We start from the raw sequence: 21408 nt of genomic DNA, 5'->3' as shown, positions 1-21408 counted from the left end.
AAGGCCGCGCCTACATAGGGTCAGCGTCGGGGCTCAGCGCACGCTCAGCACGAACCCGACCCGCGCCAGCCACTCCGCCTCGTTGGCGAAGTCGGCCTGGGTAAGCGGATGCTGCTCCAGCCAGCCCTCAGGGAACACCACTTCCAGACTGTCGTCGGCAGCCTTGAGCTCGACCTTGGGCATTTGCTGGGTGCCGCGGATGTGGTGGAAGAGGATGGCGAAGCGCAGCAGCACGCACAGGCGGATCAGCTTGACGCCTTCGTCGCCGAACTCGGCGAACTTGTCCTTGGGTATGTTGCGGCGATGGCCGCGTACCAGCAGGGCCAGCATCTGCTGGTCCTCGCGGGAGAAGCCCGACAAGTCGGAGTGTTCGATCAAGTAGGCGCCGTGCTTGTGGTAGTGATAGTGGGCGATGTCCAGCCCGACTTCATGCACCTTCGCCGCCCAGCCCAGCAGATCTCGCCAGTTGCCGTTTTCCAGATCCCACGCCTTGGCCACCTGGTCGAAGGCGTGCAGCGCCTTGCGCTCCACGCGCGCGGCCTGGCCCTGGTCGACGTGATAGCGCTCCATCAGCGAATTCAGTGTGCGCTCACGCACGTCCTCGTGATGATGGCGGCCGAGCAGGTCGAACAGTACGCCCTCACGCAGGGCGCCGTCACAGTGGTCCATGCGCTGCAGTTCGAGGGCGTCGAAGATCGCCTCGAGAATCGCCAATCCCGCAGGGAAAATGGTGCGCCGGTCCGGTTTGACGCCGTCGAAGTCGATCTTGTCGACTTCGCCCAGTTTGAACAGCTTGCGCTTGATCACGGCCAGGCCTTCGGCATTGACCTCGCCGCTGCCATGGCCGTTGGCCTTGATCGCGGCGCCGATGGCGCGGATGGTGCCCGACGAGCCGATGGCCTCGTCCCAGGTCAGGCGGTGCAGGGCGTTCTCGATGCTCATCAGCTCAAGGCGCGCGGCGGTGTAGGCCTGGGCGTAGCGTGCCGGCGTGATCTTGCCGTCGCGGAAGTAGCGCTGGGTGAAGCTTACGCAGCCCATCTGCAGGCTTTCGCGCAGCAGTGGCTCGAAACGTTGACCGATGATGAACTCGGTACTGCCGCCGCCGATGTCGGCGACCAGGCGTTTGCCGGGGGTGTCGGCGAGGGTGTGCGACACGCCCAGGTAGATGAGGCGCGCCTCTTCACGACCTGAAATGACCTCGACCGGATGGCCGAGAATGGCTTCGGCACGCAGGATGAAGTCGTTGCGGTTGCGTGCTTCACGCAGGGCGTTGGTGCCGACGATGCGCACAGCGCCGGCCGGCATGCCATTGATCAGCTGGGCGAAACGCTTGAGGCATTCGAGGCCCCGCTGCATGGCTTCTTCGCTGAGCTGGCGATCTTCGCTGATGCCCGCAGCCAGCTGAACCTTCTCCCCCTGCCGTTCGAGAATGCGGATCTCGGTATGGTGGGCCTTGGCCACGACCATGTGGAAACTGTTGGAGCCAAGGTCGATGGCGGCGATCAGAGACAGGTTCTTCGCGGTGGTTTGCGGCATGATCTGGATGTTCTCGGTCGATAACCCGGCAATCCTGCCATGATCGCGGGCATACGCCAACGCGCGACATGGCGAGGATTGATGCAGGGCAATGTGCGGGTGGCCTGAATGACTGATCAACAAAGGCCTCGGACAAATCCTATGACGCTTGTATGACAGTTTCGATTCGTGGCGTCTTGCACAACTATAGTTACACTCAATCGGCCGTGGCTTCCTGTAGGGCGTGGGTGCGGCTATGATGGGCAACGTTTTTTATGCTTACGACCTGGAGAACTCCATGAGCAGCGATCTGATCAAACACGTCACCGACGCCACCTTCGATGCCGAAGTGCTGCAGGCTCAAGGCCCGGTGCTGGTCGACTACTGGGCTGAATGGTGCGGTCCATGCAAGATGATCGCTCCGGTCCTGGACGACATCGCCTCCACCTATGAAGGCAAGCTGACCGTCGCCAAGCTGAACATCGACGACAACCAGGAAACCCCGGCCAAGCACGGCGTGCGCGGTATCCCGACGCTGATGCTGTTCAAGAACGGCAACGTCGAGGCGACCAAGGTCGGCGCGCTGTCCAAGTCCCAGCTGGCTGCGTTCCTCGACGCCCACCTGTGATGTGAAAGAGCCCCGCAAATGCGGGGCTTTTTTTGCCCCCGAGGCTCGATTTCCCCTGTCAAAACCACTAGACGCCGAAAAAAGCAAGTGTTACATTCGGCCTCGCACTGCTTCTCCAGTGCCCTTCGCACGCCGTCGCCGACGCACTCCCAATTCGAATCAGTACGCGATCCTGTCGCCAATCTAGCGGCGCGGCCTCATTAAGCCAGAAGCTTAATTCTCCCCCCTTCTTACATGATTACGTCACTCCCCTTATGAACCTGACAGAACTCAAGCAAAAGCCGATTACCGATCTGCTGGAAATGGCCGAACAGATGGGCATCGAAAACATGGCCCGTTCGCGCAAGCAGGACGTGATTTTCGCCCTGTTGAAAAAACACGCGAAGAGCGGCGAAGAGATCTCGGGTGACGGCGTGCTGGAGATTCTCCAGGATGGATTCGGTTTCCTGCGTTCGGCAGATGCCTCGTATCTGGCCGGCCCTGACGATATCTACGTCTCGCCCAGCCAGATCCGCCGCTTCAACCTGCGCACCGGCGACACCATCGTCGGCAAGATCCGCCCGCCGAAGGAAGGGGAGCGTTACTTCGCCCTGCTGAAGGTCGACACCATCAACTTCGACCGTCCGGAAAACGCGAAGAACAAGATCCTGTTCGAGAACCTGACGCCGCTGTTCCCGAACCATCGCCTGAAGATGGAAGCCGGTAACGGTTCCACCGAAGACCTCACCGGTCGTGTCATCGACCTGTGCGCACCTATCGGCAAGGGCCAGCGCGGCCTGATCGTCGCTCCGCCGAAAGCGGGCAAGACCATCATGCTGCAGAACATCGCGGCCAACATCACTCGCAACAACCCCGAGTGCCACCTGATCGTCCTGCTGATCGACGAGCGCCCGGAAGAAGTGACCGAGATGCAGCGCACCGTGCGCGGCGAAGTGGTCGCCTCGACCTTCGACGAGCCACCGACCCGCCACGTGCAGGTTGCCGAAATGGTGATCGAAAAGGCCAAGCGCCTGGTCGAGCACAAGAAGGACGTGGTCATCCTGCTCGACTCCATCACCCGTCTGGCGCGTGCCTACAACACCGTGATCCCGAGCTCCGGCAAGGTCCTGACCGGTGGTGTCGACGCCCACGCCCTGGAAAAGCCCAAGCGTTTCTTCGGCGCTGCCCGTAACATCGAGGAAGGCGGCTCGCTGACCATCATCGCCACCGCGCTGGTCGAGACCGGCTCGAAGATGGACGAGGTCATCTACGAAGAGTTCAAGGGTACCGGCAACATGGAGCTGCCGCTGGACCGCCGCATCGCTGAAAAGCGCGTGTTCCCGGCCATCAACATCAACAAGTCCGGTACCCGCCGCGAAGAGCTGCTGACTGCCGACGACGAGCTGCAGCGCATGTGGATCCTGCGCAAGCTGCTGCACCCGATGGATGAAGTGGCGGCCATCGAGTTCCTCATCGACAAGCTCAAGCAGACCAAGACCAACGATGAGTTCTTCCTGTCGATGAAGCGCAAGTAAGCGTTTCAAGCTGGAAATGATTGGGGCCGCTTCGCGTCCCTTCGCGGGCAAGCCCGCTCCCACAGATATCGCACAGATCCTGTAGGAGCGGGCTTGCCCGCGAAGGGCGCGAACGGCCCCAAGTCATTGATGCGCCCTACGAACGAGCGCATTGCACTCTGCCATTTGGCTATCAAAGCCCGATCGGCGCTACACTCTGCACCCCCGACCGATACAGCCAACACGAGGCTCACGCATGCAGTATCGCGATTTGCGCGACTTTATCCGTGGCCTGGAGCAGCGCGGCGAACTCAAGCGCATCCAGGTTCCGATCTCGCCCGTCCTGGAAATGACCGAAGTCTGCGACCGCACCCTGCGGGCCAAGGGCCCGGCGCTGCTGTTCGAGAAGCCCACCGGCTTCGACATCCCGGTGTTGGGCAACCTGTTCGGTACCCCCGAGCGTGTGGCCATGGGCATGGGCGCCGAGTCGGTCGGCGAGCTGCGTGAAATCGGCAAGCTGCTGGCCTTCCTCAAGGAGCCCGAGCCGCCGAAGGGCCTGAAGGATGCCTGGTCGAAGCTACCGATCTTCAAGAAAGTCGTGTCCATGGCGCCCAAGGTGGTCAAGGACGCGGTGTGCCAGGAGGTGGTGGTCGAGGGTGAGGATGTCGACCTGTCCCAGTTGCCGATCCAGCACTGCTGGCCGGGTGACGTGGCGCCACTGATCACCTGGGGCCTGACGGTGACTCGCGGGCCGAACAAGGACCGCCAGAACCTCGGCATCTACCGCCAGCAGGTCATCGGTCGCAACAAGGTCATCATGCGCTGGCTGAGCCATCGTGGCGGCGCGCTGGATTACCGCGAATGGTGCGAGAAGCACCCAGGCCAGCCGTTCCCGGTGGCCGTCGCACTGGGCGCGGATCCGGCCACCATCCTGGGCGCCGTGACGCCGGTGCCCGACACCCTCTCCGAGTACGCTTTCGCAGGGCTGCTGCGCGGCAACCGCACCGAGCTGGTCAAGTGCCGCGGCAGCGACCTGCAGGTGCCGGCCACCGCCGAAATTATCCTCGAAGGTGTGATCCATCCGGGTGAAATGGCCCCGGAAGGCCCTTACGGCGACCACACCGGCTACTACAACGAAGTGGACAGCTTCCCGGTGTTCACCATCGAACGCATTACCCATCGGCAGAAGCCGATCTACCACAGCACCTACACCGGCCGGCCGCCCGATGAGCCGGCGATCCTGGGCGTTGCGCTGAACGAAGTGTTCGTGCCGATCCTGCAGAAGCAGTTCCCCGAGATCGTCGACTTCTACCTGCCGCCGGAAGGCTGTTCCTACCGCATGGCGGTAGTGACCATGAAAAAGCAATATCCGGGGCACGCCAAGCGCGTGATGCTAGGTGTGTGGTCGTTCCTGCGACAGTTCATGTACACCAAGTTCGTTATCGTCACCGACGACGACGTCAACGCCCGCGACTGGAACGACGTGATCTGGGCCATCACCACGCGCATGGATCCCAAGCGTGATACGGTGATGATCGACAACACGCCGATCGACTACCTCGACTTCGCGTCGCCGGTATCGGGCCTGGGGTCGAAGATGGGCCTGGACGCCACGCACAAGTGGCCGGGCGAGACTACACGCGAATGGGGCCGGGTCATCGTCAAGGACGAGGCCGTCACCCGCCGTATCGATGAGCTGTGGGACCAGTTGGGAATAGATTGATGCAGGTGACCTTGCAGCCGTCCGGCGCGGTGCTGTCCATCGAGCCGGGCGAGAGGATTCTGGATGCAGCGCGGCGCCTGGGCTACGAGTGCCCGAGCAGCTGTCGCAACGGCAATTGCCATGTGTGTGCGGCGTTGCTGGTGGAAGGGCGGGTGCGGCAGGACGGTGAGGTCCGCGATCACGGTGAACTCTTCACCTGCATCGCCGAACCGCTGGAAGATTGCGTGCTGCTGTGGGATGGCGTGCTGGCCTTGGGCGAGTTGCCCGTGCGCAAGCTGGCCTGCACCGTCAGCGAGTGCGTCGAGGTAGGTGGGGATGTCTGGCGCGTGCGTCTGCGCGCGCCCGCCGGCAAGCCGCCGCGCTACCACGCTGGGCAATACCTGATGATCGAGCGGGAGGGGGCCGACAAGGCTGCCTTCTCGCTGGCGTCTGCCCCGCATGCAGGTCGCGATCTCGAGCTGCATGTGCTGGCCCGTGAAAGCAGTGCGGTAAAGCTGATCGAGCAGTTGCAACGCAACGGCATGGCCCGCATCGAACTGCCATTCGGTGACGCACACCTGGCCGAGCTGCCGGACGGACCGCTGGTGCTGATCGCTGCCGGGACCGGCATGGGCCAGATGCACAGCCTGGTCGAGCATTGCCGCGCCAACGGCTTCAAGCATCCGGTGCACCTGTATTGGGGTGTACGTCGGCCCGAGGAGTTCTACACCCTCGAGCACTGGGCCGAATGGGAGCGTCTGCCCAACCTGTTCCTGCACAAGGTGGTCAGCGACTTGTGTGGCTGGGAGGGGCGTTGCGGCCTTTTGCACGAGGCCGTGTGCGAGGATATCGCCGACCTGAACAGTGTGCATGTCTATGCCAGCGGTTCACCGAACATGGTCTATGGCACGCTCGATGCGCTGGTCGAGGCGGGCATGGATGCGCACCGCATGCGCGCCGACGTGTTTGCCTACGCTCCACGCGGCTGAGTAACCAGGTCTTCATGAGAGCCTACGGCGCGCTGCAATGGCGCGCCGTGATTAATAACCAAAGTTATCGTCGTCGATTATAAGCAGTGAATTATTACCCGCCGCGTTAATAACTTTTACTATGCTTATAACAACACTTTCCAGTCGTCGGTATCGCGCGTGAAACTTTGCCAAAAGGGGTTGAGGTTTCGCCGTCATATGTCTTACGGTAGGCACATCGTCATCAACCTCTTGCGGTACAGGCCCCGCAGCATTGGGTGCGGGCTCGCAGGTGAATGCGTCGATCGCAATACAGCACTCCGGTAGTTACACAGGAAATAATGGCGGCAGCCTATGTCGGCACTTGAAAGTTCTTCGTGGCAGGTTTCTTATCCTCCGTCGCTCGACTTCGGTCAACAACTGACCCCTGAGCAATTGCAGCACTCCATGACAACGACCATGTCCCGTCATGACGGTGGGCCTGTGTGGTTGTTCGCCTACGGTTCGTTGATCTGGCGTCCGGAGTGCAACTCGGTAGAGCGCCAGCGTGCGCGGGTGCACGGTTATCATCGTGGGCTTTACCTGTGGTCCCATGAGCACCGCGGTACACCAGAATGCCCAGGGCTGGTGTTCGGCCTGGATCGCGGTGGTTCGTGCAGCGGCTTTGCCTATCGCCTGGACGAGAGCTGCCTGGACGACTCGCTGATGGCCCTGTGGCAGCGGGAGATGCCTTATCCGGCCTATCGTCCGCATTGGCTGACCTGCCGACTCGATGACGGCAGCAAGGTGCAGGCCTTGGGCTTCGTGCTGGAGCGTCACTTGCCGTGCTATGCCGGCAACCTGCCGGACACCCTGTTCAGCCAGATTCTGGCAAGCGCCAAGGGGCGTTACGGCACCACGCGGGAGTATGTGGAGCAGACGCTGAATGCCCTGCGCAGCCACCAGATGCCTGATCGGGAGCTGGAAGCGCGGTTTCAGCGCTGCCACAACCTGCGCGAGGTTTGACTGCGCCGGCCTCTTCGCGGGCAAGCCCGCTCCTGCAGAGACGGTAAAGTTTGTAGGAGCGGGCTTGCCCGCGAAGAAGTCATCACCGAATCACCTGGCCAACACCACCAGCTTGCCCACTGCCTGCCGTTGCCCCAGCCGTTCGATAGCCGCACCCGCCTCGCCCAGCGCGTAGGTCTGCGACACCAGCGGTTTCAACTTGCCCCCGGAGTGCCACGCAAACAGCTGGCGGAAGTTGGCAGCGTTGTCTTCGGGTTGGCGCTGGGCGAACGCGCCCCAGAACACCCCCAGCACCGCCGCGCCCTTGAGCAGCACCAGGTTGGCCGCCATCTGCGGGATGGTGCCGCTGGCGAATCCCACCACCAGCAGCCGGCCGTTCCAGGCCAGGCCTCGTACGGCCTGGTCGAACAACTCGCCGCCGACCGGGTCGTAGATCACATCCACACCCTGGCCGTTGGTCAGGCGCTTGATCTCTTCCTTGAGGCTGGCCTGGCTGTAGTCGATCAGCTCATCCGCCCCGGCTGCCTTGGCCACGGCGAGCTTCTCGGCGCTGCTGGCCGCCGCGATGACCCGTGCACCCAGTGCCTTGCCGATCTCCACCGCTGCCAGACCCACGCCCCCTGACGCGCCGAGCACCAGCAGGGTTTCCCCTGCCTTGAGCTGGCCACGCTGGGTAAGTGCGTGCATCGAGGTGCCGTAGGTCATGCCGAAGGCGGCCGCCGTGGTGAAATCCATGCCTGCCGGGATGGGTAGCACATTGTAATAAGGCACCGCGACCTGCTCGGCGAAGGCGCCCCAGCCGGTGAGGGCCATGACCCGGTCGCCGACCTTGAAAGCCCCGGCCTTCTCGCCGACCGCCGCCACCACGCCGGCCGCTTCACCGCCGGGCGAAAAGGGTAGAGGAGGTTGAAACTGGTATTTGCCTTCGATGATCAGGGTGTCGGGGAAGTTGACCCCGGCGGCATGCACCTCGAGGAGGATCTCGTTCTTTTTCGGCACGGGGCCTGCGACCTCTTCCAGCACCAGGTCCCGTGCCGGGCCCAGGGTTTTGCACAACACAGCTTTCATCGGGCTATTCCTTTGCGGGTGATGGCCGATAAGTGTAGGAGGACGAAGGGGTGGGTCAACGAGCATGGCCTGCTCTGATAAGCCGGCATAAGCCCGGGCTTGGGTTTGAGCGACGCGCTGGGTAAGCTGGCGTCAATTGTATTGAGGAGCGATTTCGTGAAAGCGTGGATCTTGATGGTGCTGGCCGTGATGCTGCCCGTGGCGGCCATGGCCGAAGAGAGCAAGGAAGGCCAACCGAAGGTTGCCTACATCAACCTGAGCCCGCCTCTGGTCGGCAACTACGCCCTGGATGGCGGCCCCAAGCTGCGCGTCTACAAGGCCGACGTGGCCCTGCGCGTGACTGGCGATGCCGCTGCCGCGGCGGTCAAGCACCATGAGCCGCTGATCCGCAACCAACTGGTGGCGCTGTTCACCCAGCAAGGTGTGGATAACATGAGCAATGTCGAGGCCAAGGAGGCGTTGCGTCAGGAAGCCTTGAAGCAGGTCCAGCAGGTGATGGAAACCGAAGAAGGCAAGCCAATCGTCGAGGACCTGCTGTTCAACAACCTGATCGTGCAGTGAGTTCCCTGGTGGGCGCCCACACATCGGCTGCCCGGATCACCTCGCCAGCGCGCAGATCGCCTGCCATTGCTCCGGGGTCACCGGCATTACCGACAAGCGGCTGCCCTTCTGTACCAGTGCAAGCGCTTCCAGCGCCGTCTGCTGCTTGAGCAAGCCGAGGCCAAGCACCTGGCCGAAAGTACGCACATGCTCGACATCCACTGCGCTCCAGGGGTTCTTCTCGGCACTGGCCTTGGCGTCGAAGTAGTGGCTTTGCGGGTCCAGCGCCGTCGGGTCGGGGTAGGCGCCGGCCTTGATCCGGGCGATCCCGGCGATGCCCGGTTGCGGGCAACTGGAGTGGTAGAAGAAAAATTCGTCGCCTACGCTCATGTTCCGCAGGAAATTGCGTGCCTGGTAGTTGCGCACCCCGTCCCAGCGCGCCTCGCCGAGACGGGCCAAGCCTTCGATGGAAAGTTCGTCGGGCTCGGATTTCATCAGCCAGTAGGCCATGGGTGCTGCTCCTGACAAGGTTTGAAATAAGATGTTGCATCAAACCGACAGCCGGTTGGCGTCAACGTTTGCGTGCCGCGTCACGTTGTCGGAAAATGCGCCGATTTTAAAGCTATACGCTCCGGTAGCACCAAGAAGGCTGCCGAGCCTGAACAGTTTGCCTAGGGGGGCAACGATGAACAAACGCAAACCGGACCTGCTGTGGATCCTGGCCTTCATCTTCGGTCTGGGTGTCGTCACCACGGGTTATGCGCAGGGTCTGTGGGAGCGAAAGCTGGACGCCGCCTATCAGGCGCCGGCCGTATCCGCCCAACAGCAACGTTGAAGTGTTGCGGCGCGCGGCCTGACGTTCAGGCCGGCGCCAGGTACCAGCCGCGGTCCGAGACCGTTCCACGCAAGGGTACGTCCCAACTGGCCTGCGCCAGTCGTTCCACTTTCTGGCATTCATGTGCCAGCCCCAGCAGCAGCGGTTTCTTCCACGCCTTGCGCCGCCCCTGATAGGCCAGGCTGCGATCATAGAAGCCGCCGCCCATCCCCAGCCGTCCGCCCACTTCATCGAAACCCACCAGTGGCAGCAGGATCAGGTCGAGCGACCAGACCGGCCGCTGACGCTTGCGCTCGATGACCGGTTCAGGAATACGGAAGCGATTGCGTCGCAGTTTTTCGCCCTGTTCGAAGCGTTGGAACACCATGCGCGTGCGCGGCCAGGCATGCAGCACTGGCAGGTAGGTGCGCTTGCCGCGCCGCTGGGCTTCGCGCAGTAGCAGGCGTGGGTCGATCTCGCCGTCGTTGGGCAGATACAGGGCGATATGTCGCGCGCGGCGAAACAGCGGGTGCTGGGCCAGTTGCCGGTACAGCCCGACGGCGGCCTGGCGTTGCTGGGCGGGCGTCAGCGCGCGTCGTGCGTTGCGCAGCACGCGGCGAAGTTGTGGACGGGTGAGCGGCACGGTGTCGGTCATGGCACAGGCGATCCCGGATGCTGGCCGCCGACGGCGGCGGCACAAACGAAATGCCCGCCGGTAAAGGCGGGCATTGAGAATTCAGGCTCCCCGACAAGACCGCTATCGGTGTAGCCCTTGAACCCGAAAGTTCAAGGTGGAGATTGCAGGAGGCGTTAAGGCTTTCCGTCGAGCGGACATGCACACCTGCCCCACGTGCAACCCCCGTGGTTGTGCGTATCGGCTCAGGGACATAACCGACTGGCGCATCCCCCAGGGAGTGGCGCCAGTATACCAATCTCAATCGTTTTTGCTAACCGCGTCGTCGGACAGTGCCTGGTCGACACGCTCGAGCAGGTCGCGCACCTGCTCGCGGGTGGTGCCGCCGCTGGCGACGTCAGGGCGCTCCTGGCGGTGCAGCAGTTCATGGGTGATGTTCAGCGCTGCCATTACCGCGATGCGGTCGGCACCGATCACCTTGCCGCTGCTGCGGATCTCGCGCATCTTGCCGTCCAGGTAGCGCGCGGCACCCACCAGATTGTTGCGTTCTTCCGGCGGGCAGATGATCGAGTATTCCTTGTCGAGAATCTGGACGGTGACGCTATTGCTTGAACTCATGAGTCTTGCTCCAGGGCCTTCAGACGCAAGATCATCGACTCGATCTTGTGCCGGGCGATCTCGTTCTTTTCGATGAGGTGGGCGCGCTCTTCGCGCCAGGATTTTTCCTGAGCTACTAGGAGTGCATTTTGCCGTTTTAGTTGCTCGACGCGCTCGATCAGCAACTCGAATCGGCTCATCAGCGCTTGCAGGTCATTGTCTTGCATGGGTTGCACTCGATCCGCTCCTTCGTCGATCGCCTCGCGATCATGCCTCTGCCCGAGCCGCGACGGCCAGCGCAGATGGTCTTGGCGCGCCTGCCGGTGCTAGGATACAAGGTCTTCATTCTAGTCATATGCGCCGTCTGGCGCCTAGCCGCCCATGCCCAATACCCAATCGCCTTACACCGCCTTCGCCATGCTGCTCTCCAGCAATGGCCATCCCGCCACCCCTGCCGAGCTGCACGGCCTGCTGATCGGCCGCAGCTGCGCCGGTGCCGGCTTCGATGCCGACGGCTGGCTGGCCGACGCCGCCCAACTGCTTGAAACCGAGCCCGGTGACAACGTCCGCAATGCCCTGATCGGCCTGCAGGAGATGGTCAAGGCCGAGCTGACCGGCGAAGACGTCGCCATCGTGCTGCTGCTGCCGACCGACGATGCCGCCCTGAGCGATCGCGCCACCGCCCTGGGCCAATGGTGCCAGGGCTTCATTACCGGTTTTGGCCTGAACGCGGGCGGCAAGGACCTGTCCACCGATGCCAAGGAAGTGCTCCAGGACCTGGTCGCCATCTCGCAAGTGCAAGAAGCGCTGGAAGAGTCCGAGGACGGCGAGAGCGACTACATGGAAGTCATGGAGTACCTGCGCGTCGCACCGCTGCTGCTGTACACGGAGCTGGCCGCGCCTGTTGCGCCGGCACCAAAACCATCGCTGCATTGATCGACCCGGGGGTCGTTTGCCCATGAGCCACATACCCAAGGCAGAGTACGCCCGTCGGCGCAAGGCGCTGATGGCGCAGATGGTCCCCGACAGCATCGCCATCCTGCCGGCGGCGGCCGTCGCGATCCGTAACCGCGACGTCGAGCACGTCTATCGCCAGGACAGCGATTTCCAGTACCTGAGCGGTTTCCCGGAACCCGAGGCGGTGATCGCCCTGATCCCCGGTCGCGAGCACGGCGAGTACGTGCTGTTCTGCCGCGAGCGCAATCCCGAGCGTGAGCTCTGGGACGGCCTGCGTGCCGGCCAGGAGGGCGCGATACGCGACTTCGGCGCCGACGATGCCTTCCCGATCACCGATATCGACGAGATCCTCCCCGGTCTGATCGAAGGTCGCGAGCGGGTCTACAGCGCCATGGGCAGCAACCCCGAGTTCGACCGCCGGCTGATGGACTGGATCAATGTGATCCGTTCCAAGGCACGCCTTGGCGCGCAGCCGCCGAACGAGTTCGTTGCCCTGGATCATCTGCTGCACGACATGCGCCTGTATAAATCGGCAGCGGAAGTGAAGGTGATGCGTGAGGCCGCGGCGATTTCCGCGCGCGCCCATGTACGAGCCATGCAGGCCTGCCGCGCCGGTCTGCACGAATACAGCCTGGAGGCCGAGCTGGACTACGAGTTCCGCAAGGGTGGCGCGAAGATGCCGGCCTACGGCTCGATCGTCGCCGCCGGGCGCAATGCCTGCATCCTGCACTATCAGCAGAACGATGCGCCGCTCAAGGACGGTGACCTCGTGCTGATCGACGCCGGTTGTGAGATCGACTGCTACGCCAGCGACATCACCCGTACCTTCCCGGTCAGCGGACGGTTCTCGCCCGAGCAGAAGGCGATCTATGAACTGGTGCTCAAGGCCCAGGAAGCCGCCTTTGCCGAGATTGCGCCGGGCAAACACTGGAATCACGCCCATGAAGCGACGGTGCGGGTGATCACCCAGGGCCTGGTCGAGCTGGGGCTGCTCAAGGGTGAGGTGCAGGCGCTGATCGACAGCGAAGCCTACCGCGCGTTCTACATGCACCGCGCCGGACACTGGCTGGGCATGGATGTGCATGATGTGGGTGAATACAAGGTCGGCGGTCAGTGGCGGGTGCTCGAACCGGGCATGGCGCTGACTGTCGAACCAGGTATCTACATCGCAGCCGACAACCAGAGCGTGGCTAAGAAGTGGCGCGGCATCGGGGTGCGGATCGAGGACGACGTGGTGGTCACCAGAAAGGGCTGTGAAATTCTTACTTCGGGTGTGCCGAAGACAGTCGACGAAATCGAGGCACTGATGCTCGACGCGCGCAAGGACGTGGCATGAGCCGGGTGAACCTGGCGATCATCGGCGGCGGCCTGGTCGGTGCCAGCCTGGCGCTGGCGCTGCAGGCCGGGGCCAAGGCGCGCGGCTGGAAGATCCTGCTGATCGAGCCGTTCGCCCCCGGCGACAGCTTCCAGCCCAGCTACGATGCACGCTCCTCGGCGCTGTCCTTCGGCACTCGGCAGATCTACGACCAGCTTGGCCTGTGGCAGGGCATTGAGCACCGCGCCGAACCGATCCGGCAGATCCAGGTGTCCGACCGCGGCCGCTTTGGCGCCACCCGGCTGGATGCCCAGGAAGAAGGTGTGCCTGCGCTGGGTTATGTGGTGGAAAACGCCTGGCTCGGCCAGTGCCTGTGGCAGGGGCTGGACAGCGAGGTGGTGAGCTGGCGGTGCCCGGCCGAAGTCAGGGCCATGCAGCCTGTCGAGGGCGGTTATCGCCTGCAACTCGACGATGACACCAGCCTTGAATGCGACCTGGCGATTCTCGCCGACGGCGGCCGCTCCGGCCTGCGCGAGCAGTTGGGCATTCATGTGCGCCGCACGCCCTATGACCAGAGTGCGCTGATCGCCAACATCTCTCCAGGCGAGGCCCATCGTGGCCAGGCGTTCGAACGATTCACCGAACAAGGCCCGATGGCCTTGCTGCCACTGCCGGAAAACCGCTGCGCGCTGGTCTGGACGCGGCAGGGCATGGACGCACGGCGTCTGGCCGATATCGACGAGCGCGCCTTCCTGCGCGAACTGCAGGGCGCGTTCGGCTACCGCCTCGGCGCTCTGCGCCAGGTCGGCGCACGGCATCTCTACCCGCTGGCACTGGTCGAAGCCGAGGAGCAGGTACGCCCGCACCTGGTGGTACTGGGCAACGCGGCGCACAGCCTCCACCCGATCGCAGGTCAGGGGTTCAACCTGTCGCTGCGCGACGTGCACGCACTGGCCGAGGCCCTGCTCGCAGGCCCGCAGCAGCCGGGCGACCTGGCAACACTGCAGGGTTATCGCCAGCGCCAACGTCTGGACCAGAGCCTGACCATCGGCTTCTCCGACCAGGTCACCCGCCTGTTTGGCAGCGCCCAACCGCTGGTGGCCGCCGGGCGCAACCTCGGCCTGCTGGGCCTGGACCTGCTGCCACCGGCCAAGAGCTGGTTCGCCCGCCAGGCCATGGGCCTGGGAACCCGCCCCGACCCGCGGGGCCGCGCATGAAGGACGCCCGCAAGCTCGCCCGTCGGGCCCGCATGTTGCGCTGGTTGCTGAATTTCTACCCGCCCTACCTGGGGGCGGGTATCCGCGTGCAGCACATCAGCCCCGACATGCGCAGCGTCAAGGTGCGCATGAACCTGACCCGCTGGAACCGCAACTACGTCGGCACCCAGTTCGGTGGCAGCCTCTACTCGATGGTCGATCCGTTCTACATGCTGTTGCTGATCGAGCAGCTGGGCCGCGAGTACATCGTCTGGGACAAGGCTGCCAGCATCGACTTCATCGCACCGGGCAAGGGCCCGGTGTTCGCCGAATTCCACATCGATGACGCACTGCTGGACGACATCCGCCAGCAGACGGCCGGTGGAAAGAAGTGCCTGCCGCGTCTGCAGGTCGATATCCGCGATGGCGCCGGCGAGCTGGTGGCGCGGGTCGACAAAACCCTATACGTGCGGCTCAAGCCGCAAGCGAGGCAGGCGTAAGGCATGGACATGCGCGCGGATCTGTTGATTGTCGGTGCCGGTATGGTCGGCAGCGCCCTGGCCCTGGCGTTGCGCCACAGTGGCCTGGAGGTGCTGCTGCTCGATGGCGGGCCGCTGTCGGTCAAGCCTTTCGATGACGCCGCGCCCTTCGAGCCGCGGGTCAGTGCCCTGTCGGCGGCCAGCCAGCGCATTCTCGAGCGTCTTGGCGCTTGGGAGGGCATTGTCGGGCGCCGTGTGACGCCCTATTCGGACATGCAGGTCTGGGACGGCAGCGGCACCGGCCAGATTCATTTCTCGGCCGCCAGTGTGCATGCTCAGGTGCTTGGCCACATCGTCGAGAACCGTGTGGTGCAGGACGGCCTGCTGGACCGTCTGCACGACAGTGACGTCGGGCTGCTGCCCAATGCGCGCCTGGAACAGCTGCGCCGCTCCGGCGATGAGTGGCTGGTGACCCTGTCCGATGGCCGTCGCCTGCGTGCGCCGCTGGTGGTCGCCGCCGACGGCGCCAATTCGGCCGTGCGGCGCCTGGCGGGCTGCGAGACGCGCGAGTGGGATTACCTGCATCACGCCATCGTCACCAGCGTGCGCTGCAGCGATCCGCACCGCGCCACGGCCTGGCAACGCTTCACCGACGAAGGGCCGCTGGCTTTCCTGCCGTTGTCGCGCGATGACGGCCAGCACTGGTGCTCGATCGTCTGGTCCACTACCCCTGAGCAGGCCGAGCAGGCCATGGCGTTGGATGACGCGGCGTTCTGCCAGGCGCTGGAGCGCGCCTTCGAAGGCCGCCTGGGCCAGGTGCTGCATGCCGACCGCCGTGTCTGCGTACCGCTGCGCCAGCGCCATGCCAAGCGCTATGTGGACGAAGGCCTGGTGCTGATCGGCGATGCTGCCCACACCATCCACCCCCTGGCGGGGCAGGGCGTCAACCTGGGCTTTCTCGATGCGGCAGTGCTGGCCGAGGAGCTGATGCACGCGTGCGAGCGTGGCGAGCGCCTGGCGGATGTGAAGGTGCTGAGTCGCTACGAGCGTCGACGTATGCCGCACAACCTTGCCCTGATGGCGGCGATGGAGGGCTTCGAACGCCTGTTCCAGGCCAATCCTCTGCCGCTGCGCTGGCTGCGCAACACGGGCTTGAAACTGGTGGAAGGGATGCCCGAGGCCAAGGCAGTGTTCGTGCGCCAGGCCTTGGGGTTGAGCGGCGACCTTCCAGACCTGGCCAAGGCGTGAGGGCCCTATCGCGGGGCAAGCCCGCTCCTACAGGTACGCCACCTGCCTGAAGAACGGGGTGGTTCTGTAGGCGCGGGCGTGCCCCGCGATTGGTTTGCAACATCCGGTAACTGCTTCCAGGGTGAGTGGGAAAATGGGATTCACTACCATTTGCATCTCTTTAACCCCGAGGAGCATCCACCATGTCGCCCCGCAAGCCCCTACTGGCCGCCCTGGCCCTGACCCTGTTCGCCGGTTCCGTCCAGGCGGCGGATGATGAAGTGGTGGTGTACTCCTCGCGCATCGACGAACTGATCAAACCGGTATTCGATGCCTACACCGCCAAGACCGGGGTGAAGATCAAGTTCATCACCGACAAGGAAGCGCCGCTGATGCAGCGCATCAAGGCCGAGGGCCAGAACGGCGTCGCCGACCTGCTGCTAACCGTGGATGCCGGCAACCTCTGGCAGGCCGAGCAGATGGGCATCCTGCAGCCGATCAAGTCGGACGTCATCGACAAGAACATTCCGCCGCAGTACCGCGCCTCTTCCCACGACTGGACCGGTCTGAGTCTGCGTGCGCGGACCATCATCTACTCCACCGAGCGGGTCAAACCCTCGGAACTGAGCACCTACGAAGCCCTGGCCGACAAACAGTGGGAAGGCCGCCTGTGCCTGCGCACCGCGAAGAAGGTCTACAACCAGTCGCTGACCGCCACCCTGATCGAGACCCATGGCGAGGCCGAGACCGAGAAGCTGGTCAAGGGCTGGGTCAACAACCTGTCCACCGACGTGTTCTCCGACGACAACGCAGTGATCCAGGCCGTTGCCGCGGGCCAGTGTGACGTGGGCGTGGTCAACACCTACTACTACGGGCGCCTGCACAAGGCCGACCCGAAGCTGCCGGTGAAGATCTTCTGGCCCAACCAGGGCGACCGTGGCGTGCACGTCAACCTCTCGGGTATCGGCCTGACCAAGCACGCCCCGCACCCGGAAGCGGCGAAGAAGCTGGTCGAGTGGATGACGGGCGAGGAAGCGCAGAAGCTGTTCGCCGACATCAACCAGGAATTCCCGGCCAACCCCAAGGTCAAGCCATCGGATGAAGTCGCGGCCTGGGGCAGCTTCAAGGCCGACAGCCTGCCGGTAGAAGTGGCCGGCAAGCGGCAGGCCGAAGCCATTCGCCTGATGGATCGGGCTGGCTGGAACTGAGTTTCACAGCTTATCCTCTCGGGGCCTTCCTGGGCCCCTTCGCCTGAAGCCGCTCCCACAGGTTGGAAGCGGCTTTAGCTGCGAACGACCGCACAGCGGTCGCAACCTGCAACCGAGATACCTGCCTTGCCCCACTCCCTCCAACGCCGCTGGTACCTTCCGGTCAGCCTTGTCGCCGCCCTGGTGCTCCTGCCCCTGAGCGTACTGGTGCTGTCATGGCAGTCGATCGACACGCAGATCTGGTCGCACCTGCTCGACACCCAGATGAGCCGCCTGCTGGGCAACACCTTGACCCTGGTGCTGGGCGTGGGTGTCGGCGTCACCGTGCTGGGCGTCAGCCTGGCCTGGCTCACCAGCCTCTGTGAGTTTCCCGGCCGGCGCTGGCTCGACTGGGCGCTGATGCTGCCCTTTGCCATCCCCGCCTACGTGCTGGCCTTCGTCTTCGTCGGCCTGCTGGATTTCTCCGGCCCGGTGCAGAGTGCCTTGCGCGAGCTGTTCGGGCCGATGCGCCTGCCCCGGGTACGTTCGACCGGCGGGGTCATCATCGTGCTGGTGCTGGTGTTCTACCCCTATGTCTACCTGTTAGCGCGCACCGCCTTCCTGGCCCAGGGCAAGGGTCTTATGGAGGCCGCAAGGGTGCTGGGGTTGTCGCCGTTGCAGGCGTTCTGGCGGGTGGCGCTACCGATGGCGCGGCCGGCCATCGGCGCGGGCATCGCCCTGGCGTTGATGGAGACGCTGGCGGACTTCGGTGCGGTCTCGGTGTTCAACTTCGACACCTTCACCACCGCCATCTACAAGACCTGGTACGGATTCTTCAGCCTGTCCGGTGCGGCGCAACTGGCCAGCCTGTTGCTGCTGGCCGTGATGCTGGTGCTCTATGGAGAACGCCGCGCCCGTGGCGCCAGCCGTAGCGGCAACGAGCGCCCGCGCGGGCAGGCGCTCTATCATCTGCGCGGGCTCAAGGCGCTGGCGGCCAGCGGTTGGTGCCTGCTGGTGTTCGCCTGCGCCTTCGTCATCCCGCTGCTGCAGTTGCTGGCCTGGTTCTGGCAGCGTGGCCGACATGATCTGGACGAGCGCTATGGCGCGTTGATCCTGCACACCCTGTACCTGGGCGCGATGGCGGCGTTGATCACCGTCAGCGTGGCGCTGCTGCTGGCCTTTGCACGGCGTCAGGCGCCCACGCCATCGATTCGTGCCGGCGTCGGCTTGGCCAACCTGGGCTACGCCTTGCCTGGCTCGGTGCTCGCGGTGTCGATCATGCTGGCGTTCAGCTATCTGGACAATCAACTGGTGATTCCGCTTTCCACCTGGCTGGGCGGCGCCGGCAAGCCGCTATTGCTGGGCAGCGTGTCTGCGCTGTTGCTGGCCTATCTGGTGCGCTTCATCGCGGTGGCCTACGGGCCGCTGGAAAGCAGCCTGGAGCGGATCCGCCCGTCGCTGCCGGAGGCTTCGCGCAGCCTCGGCGTGGCGGGGCCGAGATTGTTTTTCAAGGTGTATCTACCGCTGCTGGTGCCGGGTGCGCTCAGTGCCGCGCTATTGGTGTTCGTCGATGTGCTGAAGGAGATGCCGGCCACGCTTCTGATGCGGCCGTTCGGCTGGGACACCCTGGCCGTGCGGGTGTTCGAGATGACCAGCGAGGGCGAATGGGCGCGCGCTTCGCTGCCGGCCCTGACCCTGGTGCTGGTGGGGCTTTTGCCGGTCATCGGCCTGATCCGCCGCTCTGCCTCTCGTCCTGGGCATCCTCGCTGAGGGTGCCAGTCCCCGCCCTTGCGGCTACAATGCGCGGCATTCGTAGAGGTGGGTCCTACAAGATCAGGTGTTGATTCAACAGCACCGACCGCCTCTGCTTCGCCACGCCCGGAAGGAGAAACCCATGGGACAGCGCACGCCCCTGTACGACCTGCATCTGGCGCTTGGCGCCAAGACGGTCGATTTCGGCGGTTGGGACATGCCCCTGCATTACGGCTCTCAGGTCGAAGAACATCATCAGGTCCGCAGTGATTGCGGCGTCTTCGACGTTTCCCACATGACAGTCATCGACATCGACGGTGCCGACGCCACCCCCTGGCTACGGCGCCTGCTGGCCAACGACGTGGCCCGCCTCGAAAGCCCCGGCAAAGCCCTCTACAGCCCGTTGCTCAATGAGCAGGGCGGGGTCATCGACGACCTGATCGCCTACCGCACCGAAGACGGCTATCGACTGGTGGCCAATGCTGCCACCCGCGACAAGGTACTGCCCTGGCTGAAGGCCCAGAGCGAAGGCTTTGCCGTCTGCATCGAGGTACGCCCCGAGCTTGCGATCCTCGCCATCCAGGGGCCCCACGCCCGTGAGAAGGTCGCCGCATTGCTCAGTGTTGCGCGTGCGGCGCTGATTCGCGAGCTGCGCCCGTTCGAGGGTGTCGCCGAAGGCGACTGGTTCGTCGCCCGCACCGGCTACACCGGCGAAGATGGGCTGGAAATCATCCTGCCGGGCGATCAGGCCGCAAGCTTCTTCTACGACCTGGTCGGCGCCGGCATCGCCCCCAGCGGCCTTGGCGCTCGTGACACGCTGCGCCTGGAGGCCGGCATGAACCTGTACGGCCAGGATATCGACGAAGCCCACACACCGCTGACCTCCAACCTGGGTTGGAGCGTTGCCTGGGAGCCTGCTGACCGCGATTTCATCGGCCGCAGCGGCCTGCTGGCGGAAATCGAGCGTGGTGTGCAGGACAAACTGGTCGGCCTGGTACTGGAGGAGCGCGGCGTTCTGCGTGCCCACCAGACAGTTCGTGTTGCCGGTATTGGCGAAGGAGAGATCACCAGTGGTAGTTTCTCCCCTACGCTAAGCAAGTCCATTGCCTTGGCGCGCGTGCCCATCGCCACTGGCGACCGCGCCGAAGTAGAGATTCGTGGCAAGTGGTATCCGGTGCGGGTGGTCAAACCGACCTTCGTGCGCCACGGCAAGACCCTGATCTGAACACTCAATTACCGGCGGTAGACCGCTGAGCCAACCGAGGAATACGACACATGAGCAATATCCCCGCCGACCTGCGTTTTGCTGAAAGTCATGAATGGGCGCGCCTGGAAGCCGACGGCACCGTGACCGTGGGTATCAGCGATCACGCCCAGGAAGCTCTGGGTGATGTAGTGTTCGTCGAACTGGCCGAAGTCGGCAAGGTCTTCGCCGCGGGCGACGCTGCGGGGGTGGTCGAGTCGGTCAAGGCCGCATCCGACATCTACGCCCCGGTCGGCGGCGAAGTCATCGCCGTCAACGAGGAGCTGGCCGACAGCCCTGAGCTGCTCAATGAAGAGCCCTACGAGTCGTGGATCTTCAAGCTCAAGCCGAGCGACAAGGCCGAGCTGGACAAACTGCTGGACGCGGCAGGCTACAAGGCTGCCATCGGCGAGTGATGGCGTGCGGCCGAGGCCGCACACAGGGGCTGCCTCGCAGCCCTATTCCAGCGTAACGCCCAAGGCCTGTGCACAGGCTTGCAGCGAACGTCGTTCGCTCTGGGCGTACAGCGCAAGTTCGTCCTGCACCTTGAGTCCCAGCGCTGCCTCGAAGGCATCGCGATTGGCATTGCTGCCATAGTCGGCCTGGGCATCGTCGCCCAGATTCGACTGGAAAATCCCTGCGGCACTGACCGGCAGGAAATCCTCGTACACCAGCGCTTCGAAATGCACATGCCCAGCGTCGATCAGGCCTTGCAGCGTGGAAGGTCGATCCTGGCGACCTCGTTCGGCCAGGCCTTTTTCGGTGGCGAAGTAACGGAAGTACGCCAGCCCCTGCTCGCGCATCTGCGTCAGATCATCCGGGAATTCGGCAAAGTGTTGCGCCAGCAGCGTCTTGTAGTGCTCGGCATTGGTTTCGGCCGGTACGCCGTTGAGGGCGGCCCGGGTCGCGTCGAGCAGGCGGTCGTAGAGCGCCCGGCCTTTCGGCGTCAGCGCCGCCCCGCGTTGCTCGATCTCGCCGAAGCGCGCGGTGTGGCTGCCCTGTGCATCGCTGAACGCGACCTTTTCCTGCAACGCCTTGAAGCTGGTCTGACGCAGCAGTATCGGGTGACGCCGAGTGGGCGGGCCTTC

Annotated in this window: 23 protein-coding genes and 1 other RNA gene; 16 read left to right on the top strand and 8 right to left on the bottom strand. The window is 64.0% G+C overall.

The genetic code is table 11. The annotated features are described in order from the left end of the window. Nucleotides 1–33: 33 nt before the first annotated feature. Nucleotides 34–1536 (bottom strand): exopolyphosphatase, encoded by a 1503-nt coding sequence (gene ppx, locus APH44_RS19390; RefSeq protein ID WP_054894094.1) that lies wholly within the window; start codon nucleotides 1534–1536, stop codon nucleotides 34–36. A gap of 277 nt (nucleotides 1537–1813) precedes the next feature. Here ppx and trxA point away from each other — a divergent pair, with 277 nt between their 5' ends. From trxA to APH44_RS19365, 5 genes are all read left to right on the top strand, one after another. After that, nucleotides 1814–2143, top strand: a complete 330-nt coding sequence (gene trxA, locus APH44_RS19385) for a thioredoxin TrxA (RefSeq protein ID WP_054894093.1) — start codon at nucleotides 1814–1816, stop codon at nucleotides 2141–2143. A 254-nt stretch (nucleotides 2144–2397) separates the two neighbouring features. Next, nucleotides 2398–3657 (top strand): transcription termination factor Rho, encoded by a 1260-nt coding sequence (gene rho, locus APH44_RS19380; protein ID WP_039581904.1) that lies wholly within the window; start codon nucleotides 2398–2400, stop codon nucleotides 3655–3657. A 235-nt stretch (nucleotides 3658–3892) separates the two neighbouring features. Next, complete coding sequence (ubiD, locus tag APH44_RS19375; RefSeq protein WP_054894092.1) at nucleotides 3893–5359, top strand: 4-hydroxy-3-polyprenylbenzoate decarboxylase; 1467 nt, start codon at nucleotides 3893–3895, stop codon at nucleotides 5357–5359. Beyond that, a complete protein-coding gene (locus APH44_RS19370) occupies nucleotides 5359–6327 on the top strand; it encodes a CDP-6-deoxy-delta-3,4-glucoseen reductase (RefSeq protein ID WP_054894091.1) in 969 nt (322 codons plus the stop codon). Before ubiD ends, APH44_RS19370 begins: the two co-directional genes overlap by 1 nt. Before the next feature lie 333 nt (nucleotides 6328–6660). Then, nucleotides 6661–7311 (top strand): gamma-glutamylcyclotransferase, encoded by a 651-nt coding sequence (locus tag APH44_RS19365; protein WP_054894090.1) that lies wholly within the window; start codon nucleotides 6661–6663, stop codon nucleotides 7309–7311. Nucleotides 7312–7401: 90 nt separating this feature from the next. Here the strand turns inward: APH44_RS19365 and APH44_RS19360 are convergent, their stop codons facing one another. Beyond that, on the bottom strand, nucleotides 7402–8379 hold the full coding sequence (locus APH44_RS19360; protein ID WP_054894089.1) for an NADPH:quinone oxidoreductase family protein: 978 nt from the start codon (nucleotides 8377–8379) through the stop codon (nucleotides 7402–7404). A gap of 156 nt (nucleotides 8380–8535) precedes the next feature. Here APH44_RS19360 and APH44_RS19355 point away from each other — a divergent pair, with 156 nt between their 5' ends. Continuing rightward, nucleotides 8536–8940 carry a flagellar basal body-associated protein FliL gene (locus APH44_RS19355; RefSeq protein WP_054894088.1) on the top strand — a complete coding sequence of 135 codons (405 nt, stop codon included), beginning with the start codon at nucleotides 8536–8538 and terminating at the stop codon, nucleotides 8938–8940. A gap of 36 nt (nucleotides 8941–8976) precedes the next feature. Here the strand turns inward: APH44_RS19355 and APH44_RS19350 are convergent, their stop codons facing one another. After that, nucleotides 8977–9429, bottom strand: coding sequence for an EVE domain-containing protein (locus tag APH44_RS19350; RefSeq protein WP_054894087.1), 453 nt, complete (start codon nucleotides 9427–9429; stop codon nucleotides 8977–8979). A gap of 175 nt (nucleotides 9430–9604) precedes the next feature. On the opposite strand from APH44_RS19350, the gene APH44_RS30115 reads away from it, so the two are divergent. After that, a complete protein-coding gene (locus tag APH44_RS30115) occupies nucleotides 9605–9754 on the top strand; it encodes a hypothetical protein (RefSeq protein ID WP_172964797.1) in 150 nt (49 codons plus the stop codon). 25 nt (nucleotides 9755–9779) lie between these two features. Here the strand turns inward: APH44_RS30115 and APH44_RS19345 are convergent, their stop codons facing one another. From APH44_RS19345 to APH44_RS19335, 4 genes are all read right to left on the bottom strand, one after another. Then, the gene (locus APH44_RS19345; protein WP_054894086.1) at nucleotides 9780–10388 is read right to left on the bottom strand and encodes a 5-formyltetrahydrofolate cyclo-ligase; all 609 of its coding nucleotides are present in this window, start codon (nucleotides 10386–10388) and stop codon (nucleotides 9780–9782) included. 83 nt (nucleotides 10389–10471) lie between these two features. Next, a non-coding RNA gene (gene ssrS, locus APH44_RS29300) (6S RNA) lies at nucleotides 10472–10650 on the bottom strand. A gap of 17 nt (nucleotides 10651–10667) precedes the next feature. Further along, the gene (locus APH44_RS19340) at nucleotides 10668–10985 is read right to left on the bottom strand and encodes a cell division protein ZapA (protein WP_054894085.1); all 318 of its coding nucleotides are present in this window, start codon (nucleotides 10983–10985) and stop codon (nucleotides 10668–10670) included. Beyond that, nucleotides 10982–11191: a TIGR02449 family protein gene (locus tag APH44_RS19335; RefSeq protein ID WP_054894084.1), complete on the bottom strand. Its 210-nt coding sequence runs from the start codon at nucleotides 11189–11191 to the stop codon at nucleotides 10982–10984. The genes APH44_RS19340 and APH44_RS19335 overlap by 4 nt, the downstream gene beginning before the upstream one ends. A gap of 154 nt (nucleotides 11192–11345) precedes the next feature. On the opposite strand from APH44_RS19335, the gene APH44_RS19330 reads away from it, so the two are divergent. From APH44_RS19330 to gcvH, 9 genes are all read left to right on the top strand, one after another. After that, on the top strand, nucleotides 11346–11900 hold the full coding sequence (locus APH44_RS19330; protein WP_054894083.1) for a YecA family protein: 555 nt from the start codon (nucleotides 11346–11348) through the stop codon (nucleotides 11898–11900). 22 nt (nucleotides 11901–11922) lie between these two features. Continuing rightward, entirely contained in the window at nucleotides 11923–13257 is a 1335-nt protein-coding gene (gene pepP / locus APH44_RS19325) for a Xaa-Pro aminopeptidase (protein ID WP_054894082.1), read from the top strand. Further along, the gene (gene ubiH / locus APH44_RS19320) at nucleotides 13254–14453 is read left to right on the top strand and encodes a 2-octaprenyl-6-methoxyphenyl hydroxylase (protein WP_054894081.1); all 1200 of its coding nucleotides are present in this window, start codon (nucleotides 13254–13256) and stop codon (nucleotides 14451–14453) included. Before pepP ends, ubiH begins: the two co-directional genes overlap by 4 nt. Continuing rightward, nucleotides 14450–14932 (top strand): DUF4442 domain-containing protein, encoded by a 483-nt coding sequence (locus APH44_RS19315; RefSeq protein ID WP_054894080.1) that lies wholly within the window; start codon nucleotides 14450–14452, stop codon nucleotides 14930–14932. The genes ubiH and APH44_RS19315 overlap by 4 nt, the downstream gene beginning before the upstream one ends. A gap of 9 nt (nucleotides 14933–14941) precedes the next feature. Beyond that, complete coding sequence (locus APH44_RS19310) at nucleotides 14942–16159, top strand: 2-octaprenyl-3-methyl-6-methoxy-1,4-benzoquinol hydroxylase (RefSeq protein ID WP_177339384.1); 1218 nt, start codon at nucleotides 14942–14944, stop codon at nucleotides 16157–16159. Nucleotides 16160–16341: 182 nt separating this feature from the next. Further along, complete coding sequence (locus APH44_RS19305; RefSeq protein ID WP_054894078.1) at nucleotides 16342–17346, top strand: extracellular solute-binding protein; 1005 nt, start codon at nucleotides 16342–16344, stop codon at nucleotides 17344–17346. A 126-nt stretch (nucleotides 17347–17472) separates the two neighbouring features. After that, nucleotides 17473–19095: an iron ABC transporter permease gene (locus APH44_RS19300; RefSeq protein WP_054894077.1), complete on the top strand. Its 1623-nt coding sequence runs from the start codon at nucleotides 17473–17475 to the stop codon at nucleotides 19093–19095. A gap of 124 nt (nucleotides 19096–19219) precedes the next feature. Continuing rightward, complete coding sequence (gene gcvT / locus APH44_RS19295; protein ID WP_054894076.1) at nucleotides 19220–20302, top strand: glycine cleavage system aminomethyltransferase GcvT; 1083 nt, start codon at nucleotides 19220–19222, stop codon at nucleotides 20300–20302. Between the two features lie 50 nt (nucleotides 20303–20352). Continuing rightward, nucleotides 20353–20736 (top strand): glycine cleavage system protein GcvH, encoded by a 384-nt coding sequence (gcvH, locus tag APH44_RS19290; protein ID WP_054894075.1) that lies wholly within the window; start codon nucleotides 20353–20355, stop codon nucleotides 20734–20736. 42 nt (nucleotides 20737–20778) lie between these two features. Here gcvH and APH44_RS19285 read toward each other — a convergent pair. Further along, nucleotides 20779–21408: VOC family protein (locus APH44_RS19285; protein ID WP_156343771.1), on the bottom strand; the 630-nt coding region annotated here is incomplete at its 5' end.

It is taken from the genome of Pseudomonas sp. NBRC 111143 (assembly GCF_001320965.1).
Taxonomy (GTDB): domain Bacteria; phylum Pseudomonadota; class Gammaproteobacteria; order Pseudomonadales; family Pseudomonadaceae; genus Aquipseudomonas; species Aquipseudomonas machongensis.
Note: the sequence above shows the minus strand (reverse complement) of the source record. Positions and strands in the feature narration are given on the sequence as shown.